This window comes from Paucisalibacillus globulus DSM 18846 (assembly GCF_000482485.1).
Taxonomy (GTDB): domain Bacteria; phylum Bacillota; class Bacilli; order Bacillales; family Amphibacillaceae; genus Ornithinibacillus; species Ornithinibacillus globulus.
Genome location: NZ_AXVK01000032.1, coordinates 14,148 through 39,165, shown reverse-complemented (window position 1 = coordinate 39,165; position 25,018 = coordinate 14,148). Strand labels below are relative to the sequence as shown.

At 32.6% G+C, this 25,018-nt stretch carries 19 protein-coding genes; 16 read left to right on the top strand and 3 right to left on the bottom strand.

The window, feature by feature from the left end:
• Positions 1-39: 39 nt before the first annotated feature.
• The gene (locus K332_RS0110600; RefSeq protein WP_026907439.1) at positions 40-795 is read right to left on the bottom strand and encodes a helix-turn-helix domain-containing protein; all 756 of its coding nucleotides are present in this window, start codon (positions 793-795) and stop codon (positions 40-42) included.
• Positions 796-962: 167 nt separating this feature from the next.
• On the opposite strand from K332_RS0110600, the gene K332_RS0110595 reads away from it, so the two are divergent.
• From K332_RS0110595 to K332_RS0110585, 3 genes are read left to right on the top strand one after another with little or no spacing between them, the layout of a single operon-like run.
• Positions 963-2,969, top strand: a complete 2,007-nt coding sequence (locus K332_RS0110595; protein ID WP_026907438.1) for a type I restriction-modification system subunit M — start codon at positions 963-965, stop codon at positions 2,967-2,969.
• A gap of 1 nt (position 2,970) precedes the next feature.
• Positions 2,971-4,326, top strand: a complete 1,356-nt coding sequence (locus K332_RS22360) for a restriction endonuclease subunit S (protein ID WP_051359429.1) — start codon at positions 2,971-2,973, stop codon at positions 4,324-4,326.
• Positions 4,295-7,240: a type I restriction endonuclease subunit R gene (locus tag K332_RS0110585; protein ID WP_026907437.1), complete on the top strand. Its 2,946-nt coding sequence runs from the start codon at positions 4,295-4,297 to the stop codon at positions 7,238-7,240. The genes K332_RS22360 and K332_RS0110585 overlap by 32 nt, the downstream gene beginning before the upstream one ends.
• A 63-nt stretch (positions 7,241-7,303) precedes the next feature.
• Here K332_RS0110585 and K332_RS0110580 read toward each other — a convergent pair whose 3' ends face one another.
• A complete protein-coding gene (locus K332_RS0110580; RefSeq protein ID WP_026907436.1) occupies positions 7,304-8,599 on the bottom strand; it encodes a hypothetical protein in 1,296 nt (431 codons plus the stop codon).
• Positions 8,600-8,935: 336 nt separating this feature from the next.
• Between K332_RS0110580 and K332_RS0110575 the strand changes: the two genes are divergently transcribed.
• The 9 genes from K332_RS0110575 (at position 8,936) to K332_RS0110535 (ending at position 16,256) form a co-directional block, all read left to right on the top strand.
• Entirely contained in the window at positions 8,936-9,238 is a 303-nt protein-coding gene (locus tag K332_RS0110575; RefSeq protein WP_026907435.1) for a hypothetical protein, read from the top strand.
• An 84-nt stretch (positions 9,239-9,322) separates the two neighbouring features.
• Positions 9,323-9,646, top strand: coding sequence for a hypothetical protein (locus K332_RS0110570; RefSeq protein WP_026907434.1), 324 nt, complete (start codon positions 9,323-9,325; stop codon positions 9,644-9,646).
• 145 nt (positions 9,647-9,791) lie between these two features.
• Positions 9,792-10,043: a hypothetical protein gene (locus K332_RS0110565; protein ID WP_026907433.1), complete on the top strand. Its 252-nt coding sequence runs from the start codon at positions 9,792-9,794 to the stop codon at positions 10,041-10,043.
• Between the two features lie 189 nt (positions 10,044-10,232).
• On the top strand, positions 10,233-11,870 hold the full coding sequence (locus tag K332_RS24295; RefSeq protein ID WP_026907432.1) for a hypothetical protein: 1,638 nt from the start codon (positions 10,233-10,235) through the stop codon (positions 11,868-11,870).
• 702 nt (positions 11,871-12,572) lie between these two features.
• Entirely contained in the window at positions 12,573-14,426 is a 1,854-nt protein-coding gene (locus K332_RS0110555) for a heavy metal translocating P-type ATPase (RefSeq protein WP_026907431.1), read from the top strand.
• Between the two features lie 192 nt (positions 14,427-14,618).
• Positions 14,619-14,852, top strand: coding sequence for a heavy-metal-associated domain-containing protein (locus K332_RS0110550; RefSeq protein WP_026907430.1), 234 nt, complete (start codon positions 14,619-14,621; stop codon positions 14,850-14,852).
• A gap of 33 nt (positions 14,853-14,885) precedes the next feature.
• Positions 14,886-15,185, top strand: a complete 300-nt coding sequence (locus K332_RS0110545) for a hypothetical protein (protein WP_026907429.1) — start codon at positions 14,886-14,888, stop codon at positions 15,183-15,185.
• A gap of 65 nt (positions 15,186-15,250) precedes the next feature.
• The gene (locus K332_RS0110540) at positions 15,251-15,484 is read left to right on the top strand and encodes a heavy-metal-associated domain-containing protein (protein WP_026907428.1); all 234 of its coding nucleotides are present in this window, start codon (positions 15,251-15,253) and stop codon (positions 15,482-15,484) included.
• A 64-nt stretch (positions 15,485-15,548) separates the two neighbouring features.
• Entirely contained in the window at positions 15,549-16,256 is a 708-nt protein-coding gene (locus tag K332_RS0110535) for a Crp/Fnr family transcriptional regulator (RefSeq protein ID WP_026907427.1), read from the top strand.
• Between the two features lie 522 nt (positions 16,257-16,778).
• On the opposite strand, the gene K332_RS0110530 is transcribed toward K332_RS0110535, so the two are convergent.
• Entirely contained in the window at positions 16,779-17,603 is an 825-nt protein-coding gene (locus K332_RS0110530; RefSeq protein WP_026907426.1) for a tyrosine-type recombinase/integrase, read from the bottom strand.
• A 345-nt stretch (positions 17,604-17,948) separates the two neighbouring features.
• On the opposite strand from K332_RS0110530, the gene K332_RS0110525 reads away from it, so the two are divergent.
• The 4 genes from K332_RS0110525 (at position 17,949) to K332_RS0110510 (ending at position 24,981) form a co-directional block, all read left to right on the top strand.
• Positions 17,949-20,438 carry a DEAD/DEAH box helicase family protein gene (locus tag K332_RS0110525; RefSeq protein WP_026907425.1) on the top strand — a complete coding sequence of 830 codons (2,490 nt, stop codon included), beginning with the start codon at positions 17,949-17,951 and terminating at the stop codon, positions 20,436-20,438.
• Positions 20,439-20,724: 286 nt separating this feature from the next.
• A complete protein-coding gene (locus K332_RS0110520; RefSeq protein WP_026907424.1) occupies positions 20,725-23,373 on the top strand; it encodes a hypothetical protein in 2,649 nt (882 codons plus the stop codon).
• A gap of 727 nt (positions 23,374-24,100) precedes the next feature.
• Positions 24,101-24,412: a hypothetical protein gene (locus K332_RS22355; protein ID WP_036688679.1), complete on the top strand. Its 312-nt coding sequence runs from the start codon at positions 24,101-24,103 to the stop codon at positions 24,410-24,412.
• Between the two features lie 218 nt (positions 24,413-24,630).
• Positions 24,631-24,981: a hypothetical protein gene (locus tag K332_RS0110510; RefSeq protein ID WP_026907423.1), complete on the top strand. Its 351-nt coding sequence runs from the start codon at positions 24,631-24,633 to the stop codon at positions 24,979-24,981.
• Positions 24,982-25,018 lie beyond the last annotated feature (37 nt).

Genomic DNA, 25,018 nt, shown 5'->3' with positions numbered 1-25,018 from the left:
ATTGTTAAGCAAAACAAAAAATGAATACTATGATCCTATCTAATTGTATGTACTTTCCTCTAATCGCTTAAGAGCCTTCTCATATGCTAAATTTCTTTCATTCTCTTCCCAATCCAATCTTTGTAAAATTCTTTGCCAATAGATATTTCCTTCTTCGGCATAAGAATTGGCAGTTTCTCTCCAGAGAAAAGCCTCTGCCTCTTCTAATACAACAAGAAAACGACTATGTATCTTTAGGTGAGGCATGCCATCTTCTTTTATCAATGAATAGATTGTAGCTGGACTAGTTCTGAAATAATTTGCAGCCTCTTTGATAGTTAACACAGTTCTTCCGTAATATTTTTCTTTATCTTTTTTTGTTAGGCTTAATATCTCTTTAGAAAAATCTTCAAGTTCTTCTCTAATAATCTTTCTTACTGCTTCATCTATCATAACAGGGTCCTCCTTTTTTGCCTGAAGTTTCTCGATTTCAGATTGAACTTTTTCAACGTCCCAGTTACTATCTGGGTCACTCCAACCATACTCTTTATAATCTCTTATAGTCTGAGTGATTTCTTTCTCAACAAATAATAGTTTTGATTTCACCCTTAGATGTGGCATTGCTCTACGATATGTTAGTTGTCTAAGTGTATAGATACCGATTCCAGTCAATGATGAAATTTCTTTGATAGTTAAATATTCCTTCCTCTCTGTACTACCTTTAGGCTCCTTATAGTTTGTAAGTATTTGGGATATTTCCTCAGTAACAATACTCTCAATAAGTCCTTCAAAAGAGTTACTTGGATACTTATCCAACTTAAATCCTCCTTCCAGAAAGTATTACTTATTTTAAAGACAGAATATCATATAGACATATCTATTACATTAATAAACATAGTATTGATGTTCTATATTAAATGGGTTAGAGAATTTGCTAGTATTATAGTACAATTGAATTGGAATGAAATTAGGAGGAAAGTCTAATGAATAATATCAATATTAATCAAATTATTAGTTATATCTGGGGCATCGCTGATGACTATTTAAGGGATGTCTTAGTTCGAGGGAAATATAGAGATGTAATACTTCCAATGACAGTTATAAGAAGGATAGATGCCCTTCTTGAACCAACAAAGGGGGAAGTAGAAAAAGTACATCAATTCTTAAATGAAAAAGGAATGGTAAATCAAGATGCTGCACTACAAAAAGCATCTGGTTATGTTTTCTATAATACATCAAAGTTCACGTTACGTAGATTGCTAGATGAACCTAGTCAAATTCGTGAAAATTTCGAAACATATATTTCAGGGTTCAGCCCTAATGTTCGTGAAATTGTACAAAAGTTTAAGTTTCATAATCAGCTAGAGACACTAGAAGAAGCCAATGTGTTATTTAAATTGGTTGAAAGATACACCGATCCAGATTTAAAACTAGAGAATCTAACCAATCTTGATATGGGTTATGTATTTGAAGAGTTAATAAGGAAATTCAATGAAGAAAACAATGAAGAAGCTGGGGAACACTTTACCCCTCGTGATGTAGTAGCATTGATGACACATTTAATGTTCGAACCTATTGCAGATAAAATTGAGAGTTCAGATTATCTTATCTATGACGGAGCATGTGGTACAGGTGGAATGCTAACAGAGTCACAGAACTTTTTAAAGGAACTAGCCGCTAATAAAGGTAAAAAGATAAATCTTGGTTTGTACGGCCAAGAGGTTCAGCCAGAAACCTACGCAATATGTAAGTCCGATATGATGATTAAAGGAAATAGTCCAGAAAATATTAAATATGGGTCGACATTGTCCAATGATCATTTTCCGGATATGAAATTTGACTTTATGATAATGAATCCTCCCTATGGGAAGAGTTGGAAAGTTGATAAGGATACATTAACGGACCCTGTTACAAATAATATTGAAGATCCTAGATTTCAAATGGGAGTACCAAGATCTAATGATGGTCAATTATTATTTATGGTGAATATGCTTTCAAAAATGAAAGAAAGCACTGAAATGGGCAGTAGAATTGCAACAATCCATAATGGATCTGCCCTGTTCACGGGTGATGCAGGTTCTGGGGAAAGTAATATTCGTAAATGGATTATTGAGAATGATTGGCTAGAGGCAATCATTGCTCTACCAGAAAACATGTTCTACAATACTGGGATTGCAACGTATGTATGGATACTAACCAATCGTAAGCCTGTTAATCGAAAAGGTAAGGTTCAGTTAATAGATGCTACAAGTTTTTATGATAAAATTCGGCGTAATTTAGGTCAGAAAAACTGTGAGTTAAGTGAAGAACACATTAAATCAATTGTTGATATATATATGAATTTTAAGGGTGCCGAGAATGCGTTGATTATTCCAAATAATGAATTTGGCTATTCTAAAATTACAGTTGAGCGTCCTCTCCGTTTACTAACAAAAATTACCAACGACAAAATAAATTTGATGAAGAGATCATTTAACGACGATATAAAAAAACATAAAAAATTAATTCCAATTGTTGATAAAATAGTAGAATTGTTAATTCAATGTTTTGGAACGGAGGAACATTGGGACTTCAATAGAGTACAAAAAGAATTTGAAAGGTCTGTAAAATCCGATGGTATTAAACTGACTAAATCAGATATCAAGAAAATACTTAACTACTATACGGTGAGAGATGAAAGAGCTGAGGGAGTTATTAAGAAAAAGACTAAAAATGGGACAGAATATGAGCCAGATCCACAGTTGAGAGATACGGAAAATGTACCATTAAAAGCAGATATACAACATTATTTTCAAACCGAAGTTTTGCCGTATGCCTCTGATGCTTGGATTGATGAGAGTAAAACAACAGTGGGCTATGAGATTTCTTTCAATAAATACTTTTATAAATACGAACAAGTACGTAATATAGAAGATATTTCTAATGAATTAATTGAATTAGAAAGACAATCAGAAGGATTACTTCATCGGATTATTAGTGAGGTTATTTAATATGGAACGTTATGATAGCTATCAAGATAGTAATATAAAGTGGCTAGGAAAAGTGCCATCTCATTGGAACATTATTAGAGTAAAAGGCGTTACTAAACTCAAATCAGTAAGAAACAAGCCAGAGGAGCGATTGCTTTCAATTTATCGGGAGTATGGAGTTATATATAAAGACTCTAGAGATGATAATCATAATGTGGAATCAGACAATTTATCAAATTATAAATTCGTTGAACCGGGTGATCTTGTTATTAATAAGATGAAGGCTTGGCAAGGTTCTTTAGCTATCTCGGAATTCCAAGGAATTATAAGTCCCGCTTACATTATCTGTCAGGTAGACGATAAAAAAGTCTACCCAAAATATTTACATTACCTATTGCGGTCAAATGAATATATTGCAGGATACAATAGTATTTCTAAGGGTGTGCGAATCGGACAATGGGACTTGCATTATGAGGATTTTAAAAATCTACCTTTAGTATTACCTAATTACCAAGAGCAAATATCTATTGTCTCATATTTAGAAGAGAAACTGATTGAGATAGATAGATATATTCAAATAAAAGAAAAACAGCGTGATTTACTGGAAGAAAAACTGAATACAATTATTTCAAATACTGTTCTTCAAGGAAGGGAAAAAACATCTTTAACAAAAGAAACAGATTTTAATGAGATAGGTAAAATACCCAAGCACTGGAGTGTTTACCCACTATATTCTCTTGCAACGATAAAAGCAAGACTTGGTTGGAAAGGACTTAAGGCTTCTGAATATACTGAACAAGGTAATATATTTTTAGCAATACCCAATATTAAAGGAAGATTCATAGATTTTGATAATGTAGATTATATCTCAAATGAGAGATATTTAGAATCTCCAGAAATAATGTTAAAAGAAGATGATGTTTTGCTTGCCAAAGATGGAAGTACATTAGGTACAGTAAATGTTGTTCGCAATCTTCCCTCTCAAGCAACAGTTAATAGCTCTATAGCGGTTATAAGACCTAATGAAAATATTGATAGTATCTTCTTACATTACTTTCTAAAGTCAAATCATATGCAAAATGTAATAAAACGTATAAAAGATGGAATGGGAGTGCCACATCTATTCCAAAAGGACATAAATAAGTTTCGAATCTTAGTTCCACCATTGAAAGAACAAAAGCAAATAGCAGAATATCTTGATAATAGAGTAGAAGAAATTAGTAACGCTATTGAATTGATAAAAAAACAAGTTACTACAATGAAAAATTACAAGAGAACATTGGTGTCGAGTGTTGTGACAGGTAAAGTAAACGTTCACCATCAATTTGAGAAAGGAAGTGAAACTGGTGCAAACAGATATGTCGGAACGAGGGATTGAAAATATTATAGAACTTCATCTTAGCGATAATGGATACGTTCCTCGTAAGTATATTGACTATGATCCTCATTACTGTATTGATAAGGAGCTGCTAATGCAGTTCCTAAAAGCAACCCAAAGTGATGCAATTGAAGTTCTTAGAAACCGACATGGTGCTTATTTTGACCAGCGCTTTTTCAAACGGATTAGTGACCAGATTAAGAAAAAAGGGATTGTAAGAATTCTGCGGGACGGTTTTCGTGATGGGGATGTCAAAATTAAACTTTATTATAAGAAACCATCATCAGATGTACTTAACGCACAATCAGTTCAAAACTTTCAACAAAACATTTTTTCAGTAATGCGACAGGTACATTATTCCGAGTCAACTCCAAATAAATCACTCGATATGGTTCTCTTAATAAATGGTCTACCAATAGTGACTATGGAGTTAAAAAATACATTAACAAGACAATCTTTTGTGGATGCAATTAGACAGTATAGAACCGATAGAGACCCAAAAGAAGAATTATTTAAATTAGGTCGATGTCTTGTTCACTTTGCTGTTGATGACCAAGAGGTTTATATGACAACGGAATTAAAGGGTGATAATACAACATTCTTGCCTTTTAATAAAGGACACAACTTTGGAAAGGGCAATCCTCCTAACCCCAACGGTTTAAAGACAGATTATCTTTGGAAAAATATCCTTGAAAAGAATAGTATGGCGAATATTATTGAACGGTTTTCACAATTGGTAGAAGAGGAAGATGAAGATACCAAGAAGGTAACTAGAAAGCAGATTTTCCCGCGATATCATCAATTAGAGGTGGTTCGAAAGTTATTAAACAAAGTTAAGGAAGATGGACCCGGACATAGATATTTAATACAACATAGTGCAGGTTCAGGTAAAAGTAATTCGATAACGTGGCTAGCTCATCAATTAACTGAATTTAAAGATCTCAGTGGAGAGAAGAATATATTTGATAGTGTGATTGTTGTAACAGATAGAAAAATACTAGATAAACAGATACGTGATAATATCAAACAGTTTTCACATGTAGATGGTGTAATGGCAGCAGCAACAAGGAGTAGTGAGTTAAAAGCATTTCTCGAATCAGGAAAAAAAATCATTGTCACTACCATTCAAAAATTCCCCTATGTTGTTCAGGACATCGGAGAATTAAAGAGTTATAACTTTGCAATAATCATTGATGAAGCACATTCCTCACAGGGTGGTAATACTGCTGGTAAAATGAATGCAGCTTTATCAAAGGAAGATGTTGTAGTAGAAGAGGAAATAACCCTTGAAGATAAAATAAATGAATTTGTAGCAAGCCAGCGAATGCCTCAGAATGTAAGTTATTTTGCGTTTACGGCAACACCTAAAAATAAAACATTGGAAATATTCGGGGATGTGCAAGAAGATGGTACTTATGCTGCATTTCATAATTACAGTATGAAACAGGCAATCGAAGAGGAATTTATTCTGGATGTTCTTAAGAATTACACCACTTATGAAAGTTTTTATAAACTCTACAAAAAAATAGAAGATGACCCTAAATTCGATAGTAGCCGTGCAAGAGGAAAAATGAGAATTTTTGTGGAAACAAATGAATTAACCATCGCTAAAAAGGCAGAGATCATGATAGATCATTTCTTAGATAAAGTATATCGTAAGAGAAAAATAAATGGAAAAGCCAAAGCAATGATTGTTACACGTTCAGTTATTAGTGCCATACGTTATAAACAAGCCTTTGATCGAATATTAAAAGAGAGAAAGATAGATATTAAAGCACTCGTGGCCTTTGAGGGAAGCCGAACCATTGATGGAAAATCTTATGATGAATCATCAATGAATGGTTTTCCGAGTGATAATATACGGAAAGAATTTAAAAAGGATAAATATCGGTTCTTAATTGTTGCAGAAAAGTTCCAAACAGGGTTCGACCAGCCGCTTCTACACACCATGTATGTAGATAAGATACTTAATAACGTTAGAGCCGTACAGACGCTTTCTAGATTGAACAGGGCATATAAGCCATATAAGACGGAGACCTTTGTTCTGGACTTTGCAAATACTGCACAGGAAATCAAAGAAGCCTTCGACCCGTTTTATAAGACTACCGTATTAAGTGAAGGAACAGATCCTAATAGATTAAATGATTTATACGATGATATAGTAGAAATGCAGGTTTTTTCTGAGGAAGAAATTATGCAGGTAATTGATAAATATCTTGATGGGGCAAGTAGAGAAATTATCGATCCATTGCTAGAGGCAATGGTTGAACGTTTCAAACAACTTCCATATGATGATCAAGTAAAATTTAAATCGAAAGCAAGGGCATTTCACCGTGCGTATTCTTTCTTATCACAAATCTTGCCTTATAACCAACAGGACTGGACGGCTTTGGCAACAACCGTTAAATATCTACTGCCTAAATTACCAAAGCTCTCTGACGATGACTTATCAGAAGGGATTCTGGAAGCTATAGATATAGATAGTTACCGCGTAGACCAAAAGGAGATGCAAAACATTACTTTGGAAGGTAATATCGAATTAGATCCCGCTTCTACGGGTGGAGCAAGTGTCATAAACGACCCACAATTAGAATATTTAAGTGAAATTGTTCGGGATTTTAATGATAAGTTTGGTAAAGACTTGACCGAAAATGATTCCATTCGAAAATTTATGATGGAAGAGCTTCCGCAAAAAGTAGTGGAAAAAGAAGAGTACCAGAACACGAAAAGCCACTCGGATCGTCAAAATGCCAAGATTGCTTTCAAAAGAATTATGCAGGAAGTATTCCAAGATTATATGTTTGATCAGTTTGATATGTATCAGAAATTTACAGAGAATGAAGAATTTCGCGAGTGGTACACGGATAAGATGTTTGAAATGGATTATCGGTTTGATGGGAATAGTCCAACTTAATAAAAAACTGTCCTCTGTAGTGACGGAGGACAGTTTTAATTAATTTAAATTTTGATGATGAAATTAAATTGGTAAATCGTCGCCGAAAAGCAAATCCTCAATGACGTTAGGCTTTTTAATTCTTTTGATTAGATATTCTAGATTTATATCCACTTTTGAGGACTTTTCGATGTCATTGATTAATTGCACACAATCTACTATAAGTTTATCCCAAGTAAATTTGCTTTCATTTTTGAAATCAAGTAGTATGTAGAATAATAATGGAGTGTAAGATTCAAAATACGTATATTTATTTTCTCCCTTTTTAAATCTGTAACATTCCCCTTGGTAATTCCATTCTACTAGACATTCGCTTTTATTTGCCTCATTTTCAACTTGAAAATGAAATCTATTATCATAGTTACAAGTATATTTTCTAATTGAGAATGGCTCCTGTAACTTGCCTTCAATTGTATCAATAACTATCTGTTGTACTTCCGGGACAGTTATGTTATTGAAAAATTCATAGTACCCAAATTGAGTATATAGATAGTTTGTATCAATATACTTCTCCAATAACTTTTTATCAGTTACCTCAATATTTAAATTAAAGTAATCAATAATATCCGCTATCTTAACCGCACAATTTACTATATAAAAATCATTACTGGGGTCAAAACGGTTCGCTCTATTTTCTGGATTTAATAATTGTACCTCTGTTTCAGAAGTATATAAATCTCTATCGGCATTTGAAGTAGTTCCATAATACTTATGTTGGAATTCCCTCATTTTCCTACAGAAATGAGTATACAACTCATAATCACCAATTCCCCTTGACTCTTCCAGAAGATACATTGTCAAATCGTAAAAGGATGTATACCCGTACTTTGAATTATTAAAAACTATTTGAATACCTTTTCCATTCTCATTCCATGAAAAAATATAATTGAATGCAATCCTGTCATTGTATCCGTAAAAATTATAGGAGTTACATAAAATATCGTGTTTCTCATGTAAAATGGTGCAAATGTCACTATTAATTTCTTTCCTTAAATAATCCTCAAAATTAATGCCGCTGTCAAAATAAAAATTAACGTACGTAATATAAAAATCTAGCAATCTAAGAATATTTAAGATAACATTCTCCACATTTTTTTCATCGATGCTTCCTAGAATTTCTGGATTAAGGATAAAATGGGGAGTAGTGAAACCTTTAGGGAAATTGTACTCGTTGCTTCGATAATGCCATTCACCATCTATCCAAAATGAAATTTCACCGCTCTGTATTTCTAGAAGAAGTTCCCTTAATTCCTCAACCTTCTCCAAAGTCGCCATCCATTCGTTATTTCTCATATCTAGAATTTCTTCTTGATTTGTCATAATCATCTACCTCCTTTGAAATTTTGGTAGGCTGATTATAATTAGTTTTGTGATTGATTGTTTTGATTGTTATTTTATTGTCCTACAATCTATTTATAAAACAAATAAAATAATGAATCAAATCTATAGAGCATTTTTTTGAAATTATTTCAGCTAATGAAATTTGTATAGTAGCAATGCCCGTTGATAGATATAACCATATATTCCTTTAACGCATTTCATAACTTTGATTTAAGAGGTAGTTTACCCTTGATTTTTGATGTGTTTTAACAGGTTTCCCCGTCCAAGTGTGGAATATCATCATGATAAAAATTCTATACGAAAGAGGGAATAGTAATGGACAAAAGAGAGGAAGCAACCATAGTGCATGCTGATAATAATATGGTTTTGGCTAAAAGTGGTGAATATTATGTCTCAGTTGTAAAAGTAAACAATTCTTTGAGAGTAGGTAATTATGTAGTAATTGTTAATGAGGAAAACCTTAAGGGTGAGCAAAACGATGTTCTATTAAAAAGATTTTTTAATACTGGGCATCTCGCTAGATTTCTATTATCGGTTGTTCCAGAATATTTTGTTGAGAAAAAAATTATAAAAGAAACATACGATGCCATTCAGGAATTAATTACTGGAAAAGATTGAAATTATCTCCTGATAAACAAGGTATTCGGCTTGCTACATATAAGTTAACAGTGTAGATAATATACTCTAGAGAGGGAGATTTATATGGATAAGTACAAGGATCAGGTACTGCAAGAAGACAATTTGGTTTACTCTTTTTTTGGTGATTACAACATTGTCATTTCAAAGGAAAATGGTTATGGATGGATGGGGAAAAATTCATCTGAACCACTGTATTATGTAATGATTGAAAAGGACATGGGAGCAGAGAGACAACAAGTTTTGCATCTAAAGGTATTTACAACTATTGGCTTAACAATGAAATACCTATCCGCAATTTTACCGGATTATGTATTTGATGAAAAACTTGTAGAAAGTATAGTTAGTAGAACAAATCAATTAGCGTTCGAAAAAATAAGCGAGGGATAATCCCCTTGCTTTCTTTTTGTTAAGCTATAGCATATCTGATTATGTTTCTTGAAAAAACAATGTAGGTATTTTATGATATTTTTAATTATTGAAAAGGAAAAGTTTATTATATGTTTAAGAGTTCATGTAGAAAGGGGGAATCTACATGAAGAATGATTTTTTATGGCAAGAGGATGTTGACTTTTGTGGAATTGCAATACGGTTTGCAATTGTAAAATTTGATGGGACTGATAAATTTGGTGCATGTGTCGCTCAAATGTTTGGTGATGAATTTGTTATGGTGGATGCAGCGATTTGTAACAATTTTAATGGGGCGAAGAGTTTCCTTTTGAAAAATGCTATTGAGGGTAATTTAGAAAAATTAGAGTTCATAGGTAAAAATTTGGAAATGAATTAAATTTAAACCAACTTAAATCAGTTAAGGGAATGGTCTGGTGTAAATACTGGATCATTCTTTTTTAACTTCAATCAAAAGAATTAAATTAACTAATATGAAACTGATATGAATAAAAACAAATACAAATATATATGTGATAGAATTAAAGAAGATATATTTCTAAACTTTTTGTTTGAAAGGGGCGTTATCATGCCAAGGAATGTAACTCAGTTTGATTTATTAATATCTTGCCCTTCCGATGTGAAAGAAGAGCTAGAAATAATAAAAGAGACTGTTGCAGATTTTAACCGCATGTATGGTGCGGCTAATGATACATCAATAGTTACAAAGCATTGGTCTACAGACTCTTACCCTCAATCTGGTGGGAAACCACAGAATCTATTAAACAAACAATTTGTTCTAGAATGTGATGCAGCTGTTGCAGTGTTTTGGACTAGATTTGGTACGCCTACAGATAATTATGGATCTGGTACAGAAGAGGAAATTGAAGAACTAATAAATAGTGGTAAACAAGTGTTTCTTTATTTCAGTGACCGACAGATTAATCCCGCTTCACTTGAACCAGAACAGTATAAAAAAGTAATTGACTTTAGGGAAAGATATAAAGATAAAGGCATTTATGCTCCATACTCTGATTTGGCAGAATTTAAAAAGGACTTTTTAAACCATTTGTCCTTATATTTTGTGAATTTACTTGCAAATGGAAATGAAAACAAATCTACTAATAGTAGTAATTTATCTGTTAAAGGTGTTAGGCACGGGAAAATTACCGAAAATCCAATAATGTATAAGAGAAGTTATCAAAACTCAAAATTCATGGCAGATATAGAGTCAAATATTCATAGTTTATTTGAACAGGTGAGGAATATTCGACTGCCTGACCAAACCGAAGTAGTTGATGTTTCGGAATCTGAATCGGAATCTGAAAAGGATGAAAAAATTGTGGCTCTAGATGTCAATAATTCATTAGCCAATTTTGGAAAGGCAAATAAAGAATGGCAAGATCAACTTAAAGGCTTTAATTCGATATTTGGTTCTGTTGAAATAACTTTACAAAAGGAACTTCAAAATGAAATAAAATCATTTGCAGAAGAGTTTAATATAGAATTAAATTATAATGATTTTTTTAATATAGGTGAGTTATCCAAGCAAAAGCAACCTTTTGGTGGTGGTCCATTTGGTACAGGGTCGTCCCATTCTTTAGTTGGATCCGATGATGAAAAAGAAAAATATAGACTATTAGATCAATTATACGAAAAAATTAGTGAATATAGACAGTGGAAATCTTACTTTGAGAGTTTAGATTCTAAGTTTTATATAGATTTATGCTTATCTAATTTTGGAACAAGCTATGATGAGGATGTTGATATTAAGTTATATGTAAAGACTGGTCAATTGTGTATTGGTAAACAATTACCATTACCCAATAACGATATTTTGGAAACAGTAATCAATTTTACTGAACCCTTTTTTAAGCCAAAAAAATCACTTTCAGTAATTGAATATGATGATTATCCTGAATATGTGTCTGTGTCTCCCCCAGATATCCATTTGTATGGCCTTACTCGTTCATATGAAGAGAAAGTTGAGTCCTATAAAGAAGAATATTTGGAGTCAATTGATGACATCTTTTGCTATGATTACTTTCAAGAAGATGGCTTTGATGTTATTTGCTATAAGCAATCATATATAAAACAGAACACAAATATATATTTTCCATCGATTATTGTATTTCAGACTATACCTAGCACAATCCATTTTGAAATATCGTCAAAATATTTTCCAGAAGTTATAAAAGGGGAATTAAAACCTATTTTAGAAAAATAATTTCCATTGATAGTTACAGATGAAATTGAAAGAGGTGGGACAAATCCTAACGGGTTCCGTTACCTATCGCAATCATTAAAAATGTAAGTTAAAATGACTAACAAATTGTTGAGTAATTTGTTAGTCGTTTTTTATTGATTTAATAGGATTTTGGTCAAAATTCGTGTTCAATATGTATAGGAAAATGTAGCCTAATTTGTATAATGACAATGGCTGTTGTACCCCAACATTTTGCAATACAAGCCTACAATTTAAGGTACAATTTTCAATGTAACAATACTATTTAATTTGCATTTAACTGAATGTGTAAGGTATTTTGAATATTTATGTTAAAATAGATATAGAATATGTGAATTATTGTACTTAAACTAACTGGGCAGTTTAGTTGAGGAAGAAAAATTAAATATTAAGATAATAATGCTCAGAATATTTTCTGAGCGTTTTAGTTTGCTGTTTATAATGCTTTTCTAAAGCCTGCTGAATAAAGAATGAACAATATAATGAATTTTTGTGATTGTATGTCGGTGTTCGATAATATATAAGAGTTATTCCGTAAAACAGTTGGTTTTGTTTTGCTGTTCTTTATAATTTTTCACTTTTACAATAGAACTTGATTCGAATCAATTTTTATTTCATAGAAACATCCTATACTAGAGTCATCAACAAGGAATACAAATGAAAATGAAATTGGAGGGAATCAACATGCAAAGATATATATTAAGTAAAAAGAATTCTATTACACTGATCAGTGCAATTTTGATTGCATTTGCATTCTTCGGACGATTTTCCTTAGACAACATGGCCATTTTCAATTGGTCGCTCATCATTGCATCCATTCTTGGTGTGGCGCCGATTGCAATCCAAGCCTATCAGGCATTAAAAGTAAAAGTTGTCAGTATTGATGTTTTAGTTACCATTGCAGTTATTGGGGCAGTATTGATTCAAAATTATGAGGAATCAGCCATCGTTACTTTCTTATTCTTATTTGGTTCTTACTTGGAGCAACGTACCTTGAACAAAACACGTTCTGCCATTAAAGAATTAACAGAGCTGGCACCAGAAAGCGCTTTAAAGCAAATGGAAAACGGAGAATTTGAAGAAGTAGATGTCGATGATGTAGACGAAGGTGATATTTTATTAGTTAAAACGGGTGCAAAAGTTCCGGTAGATGGAACAGTGTTAACTGGTGAAGGTCACATTAATGAAGCAAGTATTACTGGAGAATCTCTACCTGTAAGTAAAAAGGTTGATTCTGAAGTATTTGCAGGATCTATCTTAGAAAATGGAACGATCCAAATTCGAGCTGATCGTGTTGGAGAAGATACAACATTTGGTAGAATTATCGAATTAGTGGAAGAGGCACAGGATTCAAAATCAGAAGCAGAACGTTTCATTGACCGATTCTCAAAATACTATACACCAGCTGTGTTAGTCCTTGGTTTTATTGTTTGGTTTTTCTCAAAAGATATTGAACTAGCTATAACGATTCTTGTTTTAGGATGTCCAGGTGCATTAGTTATCGGGGTTCCTGTATCCAACGTTGCCGGTATCGGAAACGGTGCACGTAATGGTGTCCTCCTAAAAGGTAGTGAAGTTATCAATGACTTTAGCAGAGTAGATACTATCGTTTTTGATAAAACAGGAACATTGACAGTAGGAAACCCTGAAGTTGCCGAAAAAGAATTTTACGGAAAAAATACTGAAGAGGTTCTAGGATATTTAGCAAGTGTGGAGCGTGAATCGGACCACCCACTAGCGAAAGCTGTTCTACAGGATATTGGCGAGACAACTTTCTCTACTGTTGAAGAAACCGAAGTCGTTAAAGGTGGCGGAATTGTAGCAAAAATAGGTGTTCATCGTGTAGCCGTTGGTAACGTAGCTTTAATGGAAAAGGAAAATGTGAAATTAAGCGAAAAAGCTAAAAAAGACGTCGAACGCTTTGAGAAAAATGGGAATTCTCTTGTGTTAACTGCGGTCGACGGAGAATTAAACGTTCTGATGGGTATTCGGGATCAAATCCGTCCAGGTGTTAAAAAAGATCTTCAAAAACTGAAAAAACTAGGGGTCAAAAACCTTGTCGTTCTTTCTGGGGACAACCAAGGAACCGTAGATTTAGTTGCTCGAGAACTTGGGTTAACAGAAGCACATGGTCATATGCTACCGGAAGGAAAATCTGCTTATATCGAAAAAATGCAAGCAGAAGGCGGGATCATTGCCTTTGTCGGTGACGGAGTGAATGATAGTCCTTCACTAGCCTTAGCAGATATCGGAATCGCCATGGGAAGTGGAACAGATGTTGCAATTGAAACATCAGATGTTGTTTTAATGAATTCTGACTTTAGTCGTTTACCACACGCATTAGGCTTAACAAAATCAACTTCAAGAAACATGAAACAGAACATTACCATTGCAGTTGGTGTGGTATTAGTCTTACTTGCCAGCCTACTATTTAGTGAATGGATGAATATGTCAATCGGGATGTTGGTTCACGAAGCAAGTATCTTAGTAGTCATCTTGAATGGTATGAGATTGCTTCGATACCGTTTGAGAGAATAATTTTAATAGAAAGCAGTCTTGATGAATGATAAAGGGGAAGTATTCAGGTAGGAAGAACAAAATACTCCCCTACTTTTTCTTAAAACTTGATTTGCATCAATTTCATTTCGTTGAACCTGAACTATACTTAAATTGTAAAGAAGAAGAGGGAAAACAAAAAAATCAAAGATAAGATGAAAGGAGAAATAATTCATGCAAAAAGCAGTTATTCAATTAGAAACATTATCTTGTCCATCTTGTATGCAAAAGATTGAAAATGCGGTGAAAGGATTAAACGGGGTTAATCAAGATAGCTTAAAAGTATTATTTAATGCCAGTAAAGTAAAAGTAGATTTTGATTCAGAAACGATCACCATTAACGATATCGAAAAAGCCATTGAAGACTTAGGATATCCAGTCGTCAAATCAAAAGTAAAATCGGCCTAAGACCAAAAAACCACAAGAAAGAGGGAACGAATAATGTCTGAACAAACATTTAACGAAGTAATAACAAACCATTTTGAAAAGCTGGATTTATACACCACTGCAATTACACGGGCCCATGGTAAGAATCACCCAGAAGCCTTTGAAGTACGTGAATTGTTTGAAACAATTAGTGGAAAAGTAAAAGACGCAGGTACGAACAAACCTGACTTAGATGCTGAATTTGCTCAATTACGAAAAATCACAGACAACTACACCATTCCTGGAGATGTATGTGAAACGTATGCAGGCACATTCGAGATGTTATCAGAAGTAGATAAAGCATATCAGGCTTAAAGTAACTCAAAAACAAAAGAATAGATTGGTTTACGGTCGTTAAAAAATGAAGGGGGAAATGATTTATGCAAAAAGCAACGATTCAATTAGAAACCTTATCTTGCCCATCTTGTCTCCAAAAGATTGAAAATGCGGTGAAAGGAATAAACGGTGTGAATCAAGATAGCTTGAAAGTAATGTTCAATGCAAGTAAAGTAAAAGTAGATTTTGATTCAGAAGCAGTCGCTATTAACGATATCGAAAAGGCAATTGAAGACTTAGGATATCCTGTTGTCAAATCAAAGGTAAAACCTGCTTAATCGAGTGAATAGAAAGAAAGCCTAGGATGCCCTCTTAGGCTTTTTATAAAAGGGAGAGGTTATTTTGGAACAAAACCAATGTTGTCATCACCAACATGGACATGCAGAATGTATTCGTATTGTTCCCATTTTCAACCATTTGGAAGACTCACAAATGGATTTGATTGCGGAATCTGCCAAGACACTTCATCTTAAAAAAGGGGAAATGTTATTCCGTGCAGATGAGGAAGATGATACCTTATATATTATCAATTCAGGTAAGGCTCGGATTTACCGCTTATCGGATTCTGGAAAAGAACAACTTGTTCGCATTTTAAATCCTGGTGATTTTACAGGTGAAGTCGCCATTTTCCAACCTGGAAGGATTCATGAGAATTATGCGGAAGCACTACAAAATACATCTATTTGTTTAATTAAACGAGGTGATTTACAGAAGTATTTGGTGGAATATCCGCAGATCTCATTAAAAATACTGTCAGAAGTAACGATGCGTTTAAAGGATTCTGAAAAACAAACCACACAAGTAGCGATTGAAAATGTAGAAACCCGCATTATATCCTTTTTAGCTGAGAATATTGAAAAGGGAAGTGGCAATAGTCCAACGATTATCTTACCAATGTCCAAAAAGGATTTAGCCTCGTATCTTGGTACCACACCAGAAACAATCAGCCGTAAATTTACTACTCTAGAAGAACTTGGATTGATTAAACAGTTACCGAAAAAGAAAATTAAAATAATGGATTTAGATCAATTGTTACTTCATACTGAATAAATATAAGCAGAGTAGCGTGCCATCATTAACGTGTTAAGTTTAATAGTACAAAACATAAAATAACAAACCTTTTAGCAATCCAATTAGCATATAAAATGGATTGCTAATTTTTGTTGATTTAACAATGTTTATCTACAAAAAGAAAGAGAAATGGCTACTTATTTGGCACTTATTTTACCAAGATGACATAAACTTGTGTCAACTGCATAATTCATTAGCAAAACACCCCCTAATAACTAAGCTAATTCCTCTGATAAATAACTAAGTAATTGGCAATTTATGTTAAAATTATAATTTGGATTGTGAATTAGTGTACTTAAAGTAACGGGTGCTTTAGTTTAAGAAGAGATAAATAAAAATACGCTAGTTATAACTCGGTTCATATTGAACTGGGTTATTTTTTTACATACAAAAAGCGCTGCAATATACAGCGCAATTTAATATACATTTCCTCTTACATTTCGATATACAAAATAGAGTTTTGTGATAGGAAACGGAACCCGTTAGACAAATCCACCTCTTTTAATCTGATAACCATAATTTTGATACCGCTTCTTCTTTATCCTCTTCGTTTGGAGCAGAATACCTGATTATCATATCCGCGTTAGAATGGCCAGATAAAGATTGTATTAAACTGAAGTCTTCTCCATTCCGCACAAGTTTTGTAATAAACGTATGCCTTAATGAATGTACATTGACTCCATGCTTCTCAAAAATATGCTGAACTGTTCGTTCCGATATTCTTTTATTTCTATTAGAAAGGAACATTGCCTCTACCGAATCGTCTCTTGTGTCTAAGTACTTCGTAATTGCTCTCCTAGTTTCTGATGATAATGGTAGTTTTCTTTCTTTGTTTCCTTTACCAAAACGTATCTTTAAGGTCCCTTTTCTTTTGCTAATCTCAAGATCTTCACGATCCAAATTGACAAGTTCATTAAGTCTAATGCCCGTATTAATTAATGTGTGTGTGATGGCAAAGTTTCTATCATTACCAGAACGATCAATTTCTCTAATTAGTTTGTTTACTTCATTTCTAGAAAGTGCTTTTGGCGCTTGATTTAGAATGTTCGGTGGGGTAATGACTGAGATGTCTTCAATGGCATCTAATTTATTCAGCCAGCGACTAAAATGTTTTACTGCACTCCAAGTTTTATTAATTGTTGTTGCTGAATATCTTTTGCTTACAAGATAATCAATATATTGTTGTACATCTGATCGGGAGTATTCTTCTAAATCTGTGCCAGCTCCATCTAGCCATTCTTCAAATTTTGATAAACAGAACAGGTAGGTTTTCCTAGTTTGTTTCGACTTACCTCTAAGTCCATCTTCCTGATAAGTGTTTAACATAAAATCACCTCTTTTTAGAGTTAAATAATTCCACGACAAAATTTTCTTGAGTTAATGTACATTTTTTGGCCGGAATCAAATGTAAATAAAGTCTATAATGTCGTAGAATAATAGTTCCACGCAATTTTTCTACGACATCCCCTTTCGTGTCTTGTGTAAAGATTTATACTGTTTCTTTGTCATGATTCAATATGGAAAGTTGTTTTCCTGTTAAATATTATTAATTGGTGATAAAAGGAACTTATAGGTATATAAACTCGTATGAAATGTTGTCATACTTTTCTAATATTATTTAAAGGTTTAAAATAGGTAGTGATAAATAATAAGATGCGGAGGGGTTTATTTGTGATTATTGATTTTGGAAAATTAAATGGTAACAACTCGGTAGACACAGTTATTAATCCAAGAGAGCTATTTGATGTTTTACCAGAAAAGGATGATAAATATGAAGAATATTTAAGAGATGTCCAGACTGAGGTGCTAAATAAATGGTTTGAAGATTATCGGGACAAAAAAGACGTTATTATTAAAATGAATACGGGTAGCGGCAAAACCGTCGTTGGACTTTTGATGCTAAAGAGTTGTCTCAATGAAAATAATGGTCCAGCAGTGTATGTAGTTCCCGATCCGTATTTAGTTAAACAAGTAGTAAATGAGGCTATGAGTCTAGGTATAGATGTTACGGAAAATACGAATGATCCTAGTTTCTTGAAAGGTGAATCAATCCTAATTATAAATATATTTAAGCTAATAAATGGCAAGTCAGTTTTTGGAACTGAAAATGTTAAGATTAATATAGGAAGCATTATAATTGATGATGCCCACGCGTGCCTTGATATTGCTGAAAATCAATTCTCCATAAAAATACCTTATAATACCGAAGTATATGGGGAATTCCTAAATTTGTTTCGAGAAAGTATAAAACAGCAGTCAGAAGTAGGATTAATAGAATTAGAAGCAGGGGACCCTAATGCTAATAGAATTGTACCATTTTGGAGTTGGATTGATAATAAAAGCGAAATCATTAGAATACTACACAATAATAAGGATAGTAATGATGAAAATTTAAAGTCATTAATGTTTGGCTGGCCATTAATAAAAAATAATATAGAACATTGTTATTGTGTAATAGGTAGTGACGGATTAGAAATATCACCTAAATTTTTACCTATACATAATATCCCAAGTTTTCAAAATGCACAAAGAAGAATTTTTATGAGTGCGACAATTTCTGATGATAGTGTTCTGGTTTCCCATTTTAATATAGATCATACCATGATATCACAGGCTATTACGCCTAACAGTTCAAACGATATTGGTGAAAGAATGATAATTGTACCTCAAGAATTAAATCCTGATATTTCTGATGATCAATTAAAAATATTTTATAAAGAAATTTCCCAAACTCAAAATGTTGTAATAATAGTACCATCTAATTATAGAGCAAAATATTGGGAAGACGTAGCTGATAAGATATTAAACTCTAAAAATTTACACGCCGGTGTTGAAGAACTAAAAAAAGGACATGTAGGTTTAGTTGTAGTAATAAATAAATATGATGGAATTGATCTACCTAAAAGTGCTTGTACGGTGTTAGTAATAGATGGACTTCCTGATGTTAGGAGAAAGATAGATAAAATAGAAGAGTCTGCATTACAAGGTAATGAATTACTACTAAATAATAAAATACAAAAAATTGAACAAGGGATGGGTAGGGGAATTCGATCAAAAGATGATTATTGTGTTGTATTTCTAATGGGGCGCTCTCTAGTCAATCATTTATATGTTAATGGTGCAATATCTAGATTTACTGCAGCAACGAGAAAGCAGATTGAACTCTCATCCCAGTTATCAAAACAACTACGTGGTAAAGATTTGGAAGAACTTAAAGATGTAATAAATTATTCACTAAATCGGGATAAGGACTGGATTAGAACCTCAAGAGGTGCATTAGTGAAAGTGAAATATGATCCAAGTGTTAAATTTGATGATAGAATTATAAAAGAACGTGAAGCTTACAACCATGCACTTAATAATAATCATAGAGAATCGACTCAAATCTTATTAAACGTAATTAATGAGGAGGAAAACCAAATTATAAGAGGAGTTATGAAGCAAAAATTAGCAGAATACCTCCATTTTTATGACCCTGTTGAAACTCAACAAACCCTTATGTCTGCTGTGAAAGATAATAGTCAAGTTATTCACCCGATTGAGGGGATTCAATATGATAGGCTAATACCAACAGATGTTTCTCAAGCTCAAGAATTAGCAAATTACATTAATCAAAAGTTTAGGGGACCAAATAAATATATTTTATTTGTAAATAAATTAATAGAGCAACTGGTTTTCTTACCTAAAACTGCAAATACTTTTGAACAAGCAATTATGGATTTGGCATTTGTCTTAGGCTTTAGAGGACAACGACCTGAAAAACAGTTTAGAAAAGGTCCAGATAACCTATGGTCTGTTGGACAATCGAACTATTTTGTGATTGAGTGTAAAAATGGCGCCGTTACAGAATATATTAGTAAAAGTGACTGTAATCAACTGAATGGGTCAATAAATTGGTTTTATGAAAAATATGATGAGGGAAACCATCATGTACCTATTATGGTGCATAGGTCTAATGAGTTTGAGTATGCAGCATCTCCTAATAAAAATATAAAAATTATAAATGAAACTAATTTGGAAAACATAAAAACAAATTTGAAGAGTTTCGCTCAAGGAATAGCTGCAAATGCGAACGATGTTAACAAAGTTGATGAATTATTGAAAAGATATTCTTTTAAAGAAGCACAGTTTATAGATAAGTATACAACGAACTATAAATAGTCTAGTTCTATAAAAAATATTTTTAAAAGCATCTAAATGCAAACACAAAATTGTATTTAGATGCTTTTTTTTATGGGAATTTAATAAATCAAATCTGTATATATAAACGTTTATATTATAAAATACCTACCCTAAAAATTTGATAGGAAATTTTAAGTGACATATTATATAGCTGTAACCATTGAGAAATAATTTATCGAGGAGTTGATTTAGAAGAAAAATTATAGAATATTATCATACTATTATTAAGAATACCATGCTCCTCCTTTTTGAGAGGAGGGATACGATGGTTAATAAGAAAAGATTTTTAGAAGAGAAAATTAACGTATGTTTAGATCAAGAAGGTTTTAATCAAAAACCTGACAAGAAAGAAGTCGTTAGGATATCGGAAAGAATAGCAGGTCAGGTAACTACGATTACAATTAAAGAGTTAATGGATAGTGTAACTTTACCTTACGCAAAGTCATTTACACCTGCTACATTTGTTAATTCGAAAAGGTTAAATCAAAATTGGAAAAGTCAGCAGATATTTGCATTAGATATTGATTCGGGACTAGCGATTGAGGAGGCAGTTCAACTCAGTGCTAAATGGAGAGTTAAACCTACCTTTATTTATTCAACCTTTAGTCATTCGGATCAATCTCACAAGTTTAGAATGATATTTGTTTTGGATGAGGAAATTCAAGATATACGTGTCCGGAATGTAATTCAAACGGCATTAACGACATTATTTCCGACTTCTGATAAAAATGCTAATGATGCTGCCAGGGTACTATTCGGAGGTAAGAAAATTGAATTTCTACATAAGGGAGTTGTGAGTATACCAGATATATTAGATGGGGTGGTACGTAAGATCAAATCAAGTTCAAATTCAACAAGAGAGATGAAGAGATTCTGTAAAGCCTCTGGACTGGCTTTTCATAAAGGGTATCCTCATTATAAGAAGGTTGAGGAAATGGAATTACCAAGTAATTGGGATAATCTATTTATTTCTAAGACTAAAAACCGCACCAACACTATTAATTACTATAGTACGCGTGGAGAAAATAGTCATTTTGACTACTACTTAGTCTTCTCTAAGGATTCCATTCAGGATAATGAATGCTTTTCCTATGAATCTAAAACCTATGAAGAACAAGAAGTGAAACAGGTACGAAACTTTCCTTTTGAAAATTTGCAAAAGAGATGCGAACTTTATCGGGAAGGAATCTCAGGGGACTATTGGTTGTATCATAATGAAATGTTTGGTTTAATGACGAATCTGTTAAATGTAGAAGGTGGAAAATCCAAGATAGTAGAAATTATTAATTCTAGGAAAGAATATCTTGAAAAACAAGAAGAATGGTCATTAATGATGAACCAGATTAGGAAAATGAATTATGCGCCAACAAGGTGCAATACATATTGTCCTTTTGCTAATGAATGTATCCATTCAACAAATATGATAGAGCAAGGGAAGTTGCCGCGTGGTAGTGTGCAAGTTTTACACCAGCCCCAATTTCAAGATGTTAATGAGGTATATAAGAAATTAGAGAATGTATTAAGGGATATGTTAAATAGTACTGATAATGGTGTATATGTCATAAAAGCCCCTACTGGAATTGGGAAGACGGTAGCCATTGTCAAATTTGCAGCAGAAAATAACTTTAGCATTGCCTTTCCTACACATAGGTTGAAAGAGGAAGTTTCACAACGTTTAAATTCTAAAAAGATAAAGCACATAAAAGTACCGGAATTACCTTTACTTGAAGAGCCATTCTCAGAAAAGATTGAGCATCTATATAATATTGGTGCATATAAGACAGTTAATAAGTACCTCAGACAGATTTCCAATGAAAATGAAGATGTGTCAATATTTCTTGAGGATTTGGAAAAAGTAAAGACTTTAAAAAATGAGTTGTTACTAACAACTCATCAACGTTCGATTTTCACTAATGATGATTCAAATTCAACTGTTATTTTCGATGAGGACCCAATACCTAGTCTTTTTCCAATATCTCAAATGAAAGTATCCGATTTAGTTTTTGCATTCACGAAATTACAGGACAACGAAGTGAACAAGGATGTTATCATTACTTTTCAAAACATGATATTGAATGCTCCATTTGATATTGTTCAGGAACGGTCATCATTTTTATTACCATCTGTAAAAGACCTTGAACAAACAATAGTTGAGGAAAGGACCATAAGTTCAAATATATTAGGGTTTCTGAATTGCGATTATTTCATAAAAATGCGAATTCATAATACAGACTACATATATTTTATACAAAGAAAAAAACTATCTATGAGTAAAAAGACTATTATTCTAAGTGCAACTATAAATGAGAAGATTTCTAAACTAGTATTTGGAGAGGATGTTACATTTGTAGATTTGGGATTGGTTAAACCTACTGGCAGTATTCTTCAAGTAACATCTAAGAGTTTTAGTAGATATACGATCAAAGAAAATCATAAGGAGTTAAAAACCCTTGCGGAAAACCTTTTGGAACATTATAACCCAGAAAGCGAAATCATTACATATAAGGACTTTTCCACAGGTAGCAAACATGAAGAAATCTATTTTGGTAATACTGAGGGAATTGATAACCTTAAAGGAGAAAATATCACAGTAATTGGAACACCGCATCTTAATCCAATTGCATATCTATTAATAAGCGTTACTTTAGGCTATCGAATGGGTCTTGAGGAAAGTAGGATGGAGTATAGGCCTGTTGAAAGAAATGGATTAAGATTCTATTTTACCACATATAGCAATGATACTTTATTGAAGGAAATCCAATTCTATCTTGTTGAAAGTCAATTGTTGCAGGCTATAGGGAGGGCGAGGGTAAATAGATACCCTGCCAAAGTGCTTATTCTTAGTAATCTACCTGTTGTTGGCGCTGAGTACATATCATTTTCACAAAAAGAATTAATAGATTTTATGAAGTAATATTAATGCAGTCAGCTTGAGAAAGTTGGCTGCATTAATCATTGGTTTTTATGGTTAATCATTATAACTGTTGATTTTCATTAAAATGATTTTAACTTTTATATTGAAATACAGCAGTTATTAATGAAAACAAACGATTAATAACTCTTATCAATAGTTACTAATCGTTTATTTTTTTCATTTTTTTCAATTTATTTCATGTAATACATATAGATTTTACTATCATCTATATTAGTGAAAAAAATAAGAAATTAGCAAAAGCCCGAATAAATTCGTCTTTTAATTATAAAGTGGTTAAAATCGCCCAAAAATAGGGAAAACGGCATATTCATGACATTTTTAGTGGGATGACGATCAAGTGATGGCTAGAGGTACTGTTTTGTCTGTTGGATGTCGCAGATTAAACAATATAAACACAAGAATTGAGGTTGAATAATATAGTATATTTTTTATCTACGAATATTTTTCTATAGATTTTTTTGTGGGAATTTTTAACAAGAAGAGTAATAGAAACAATTGATATAATAGTATTTTTATCGAATAAAGATTTTTTATCTACGAAATGGGGGTATAAATACTGTCGGAACAGGGGTTGCAAGGTTTTTTAAGGTGCTATATAATTACAATCAACATCAAAAAACATAAAAACAAATGTTCTGATGTAACTTACGAAAGGAGGAAAAATTATAGGTTTTTAACTTAAAATAAAAGAAAGGGGATGCTTTGTATGAAAAAAGTTATTAATAAGAAAGTATATGATACCGAGGAGTCAACCCTGATAGCAGAGTATTCAAATGGGTTATCTAATAGTGATTTTAGTCACGTGTATGAGGATTTATATGTAACAAAGAAAGGACAATTTTTTTTACATGCTCAAGGTGGTCCACTAACGATATATAGTGAATCAAATAATAATTCAACATGGGGAATCGAAACTATTATTCTTATGGATAGTCTTCAAGTAATTACATGGTTAGAACTAAGGAATAAAACAAATGAAATTGAACACTATTTTCCAGAATTAATAGAAAAAGGCTAACACTGTTTTAATTACTAAAACTATTCATTTAAAACAATAAACTAGATTAGGAAGTTATATAGATATTGGCGTATCTATTAAAAATTTATTGTTATCACATATGTTACCACAAGGTTAGATTAATGTGAAGAGAAAAGTTGAAATATATTTTAATGCACCGTTAAAAAAAATGTACAGAATAACCTATAAATAAGAAATTAACGCAGAGGGGGAGTTTTATGAAAAAAGCGGTAGGCTATATTAAAGTAAGGAACGATCTTATTAACAGCCCATTAAATAAATTAGTTCAAAAAGGAATGGAAGAAATATGTGAAAGAAAAAATTGGGAGTTAATTAAAATCTACCAAGATAAAGTTACTCGAAAATCAAGTCCTAAAAAGGCCTCTAGAAAACTATTTAATGACACTAGAAATGCGGGGAAAGACTCTGCTGATATAACAATCATTTTTTGTTTTGGCGAATATGTAATTTATGGACCTGATGAAATTGACTTTGTGTTAATAGAGGACTTAAAGATAGGAAAAGAAGTTGAAAAGGAAATGTTTATTTATAGTCTGAAAAATGCCTAATTGATGCGGGCCATTCAAAATTAAGTGTCATAAACAA

What these genes read in the sequence shown, in the direction of transcription:
- K332_RS0110550 (WP_026907430.1), top strand. Translation starts at nt 14,619, where the DNA reads ATGCAAAAAGCAGTTATTCAATTAGAAACATTATCTTGTCCATCTTGT.
- K332_RS0110545 (WP_026907429.1), top strand. Translation starts at nt 14,886, where the DNA reads ATGTCTGAACAAACATTTAACGAAGTAATAACAAACCATTTTGAAAAG.
- K332_RS0110595 (WP_026907438.1), top strand. Translation starts at nt 963, where the DNA reads ATGAATAATATCAATATTAATCAAATTATTAGTTATATCTGGGGCATC.
- K332_RS0110510 (WP_026907423.1), top strand. Translation starts at nt 24,631, where the DNA reads ATGAAAAAAGCGGTAGGCTATATTAAAGTAAGGAACGATCTTATTAAC.
- K332_RS0110565 (WP_026907433.1), top strand. Translation starts at nt 9,792, where the DNA reads ATGAAGAATGATTTTTTATGGCAAGAGGATGTTGACTTTTGTGGAATT.
- K332_RS24295 (WP_026907432.1), top strand. Translation starts at nt 10,233, where the DNA reads ATGCCAAGGAATGTAACTCAGTTTGATTTATTAATATCTTGCCCTTCC.
- K332_RS0110520 (WP_026907424.1), top strand. Translation starts at nt 20,725, where the DNA reads ATGGTTAATAAGAAAAGATTTTTAGAAGAGAAAATTAACGTATGTTTA.
- K332_RS22360 (WP_051359429.1), top strand. Translation starts at nt 2,971, where the DNA reads ATGGAACGTTATGATAGCTATCAAGATAGTAATATAAAGTGGCTAGGA.
- K332_RS0110575 (WP_026907435.1), top strand. Translation starts at nt 8,936, where the DNA reads ATGGACAAAAGAGAGGAAGCAACCATAGTGCATGCTGATAATAATATG.
- K332_RS0110570 (WP_026907434.1), top strand. Translation starts at nt 9,323, where the DNA reads ATGGATAAGTACAAGGATCAGGTACTGCAAGAAGACAATTTGGTTTAC.
- K332_RS0110530 (WP_026907426.1), bottom strand. Translation starts at nt 17,603, where the DNA reads ATGTTAAACACTTATCAGGAAGATGGACTTAGAGGTAAGTCGAAACAA.
- K332_RS22355 (WP_036688679.1), top strand. Translation starts at nt 24,101, where the DNA reads ATGAAAAAAGTTATTAATAAGAAAGTATATGATACCGAGGAGTCAACC.
- K332_RS0110555 (WP_026907431.1), top strand. Translation starts at nt 12,573, where the DNA reads ATGCAAAGATATATATTAAGTAAAAAGAATTCTATTACACTGATCAGT.
- K332_RS0110540 (WP_026907428.1), top strand. Translation starts at nt 15,251, where the DNA reads ATGCAAAAAGCAACGATTCAATTAGAAACCTTATCTTGCCCATCTTGT.
- K332_RS0110580 (WP_026907436.1), bottom strand. Translation starts at nt 8,599, where the DNA reads ATGACAAATCAAGAAGAAATTCTAGATATGAGAAATAACGAATGGATG.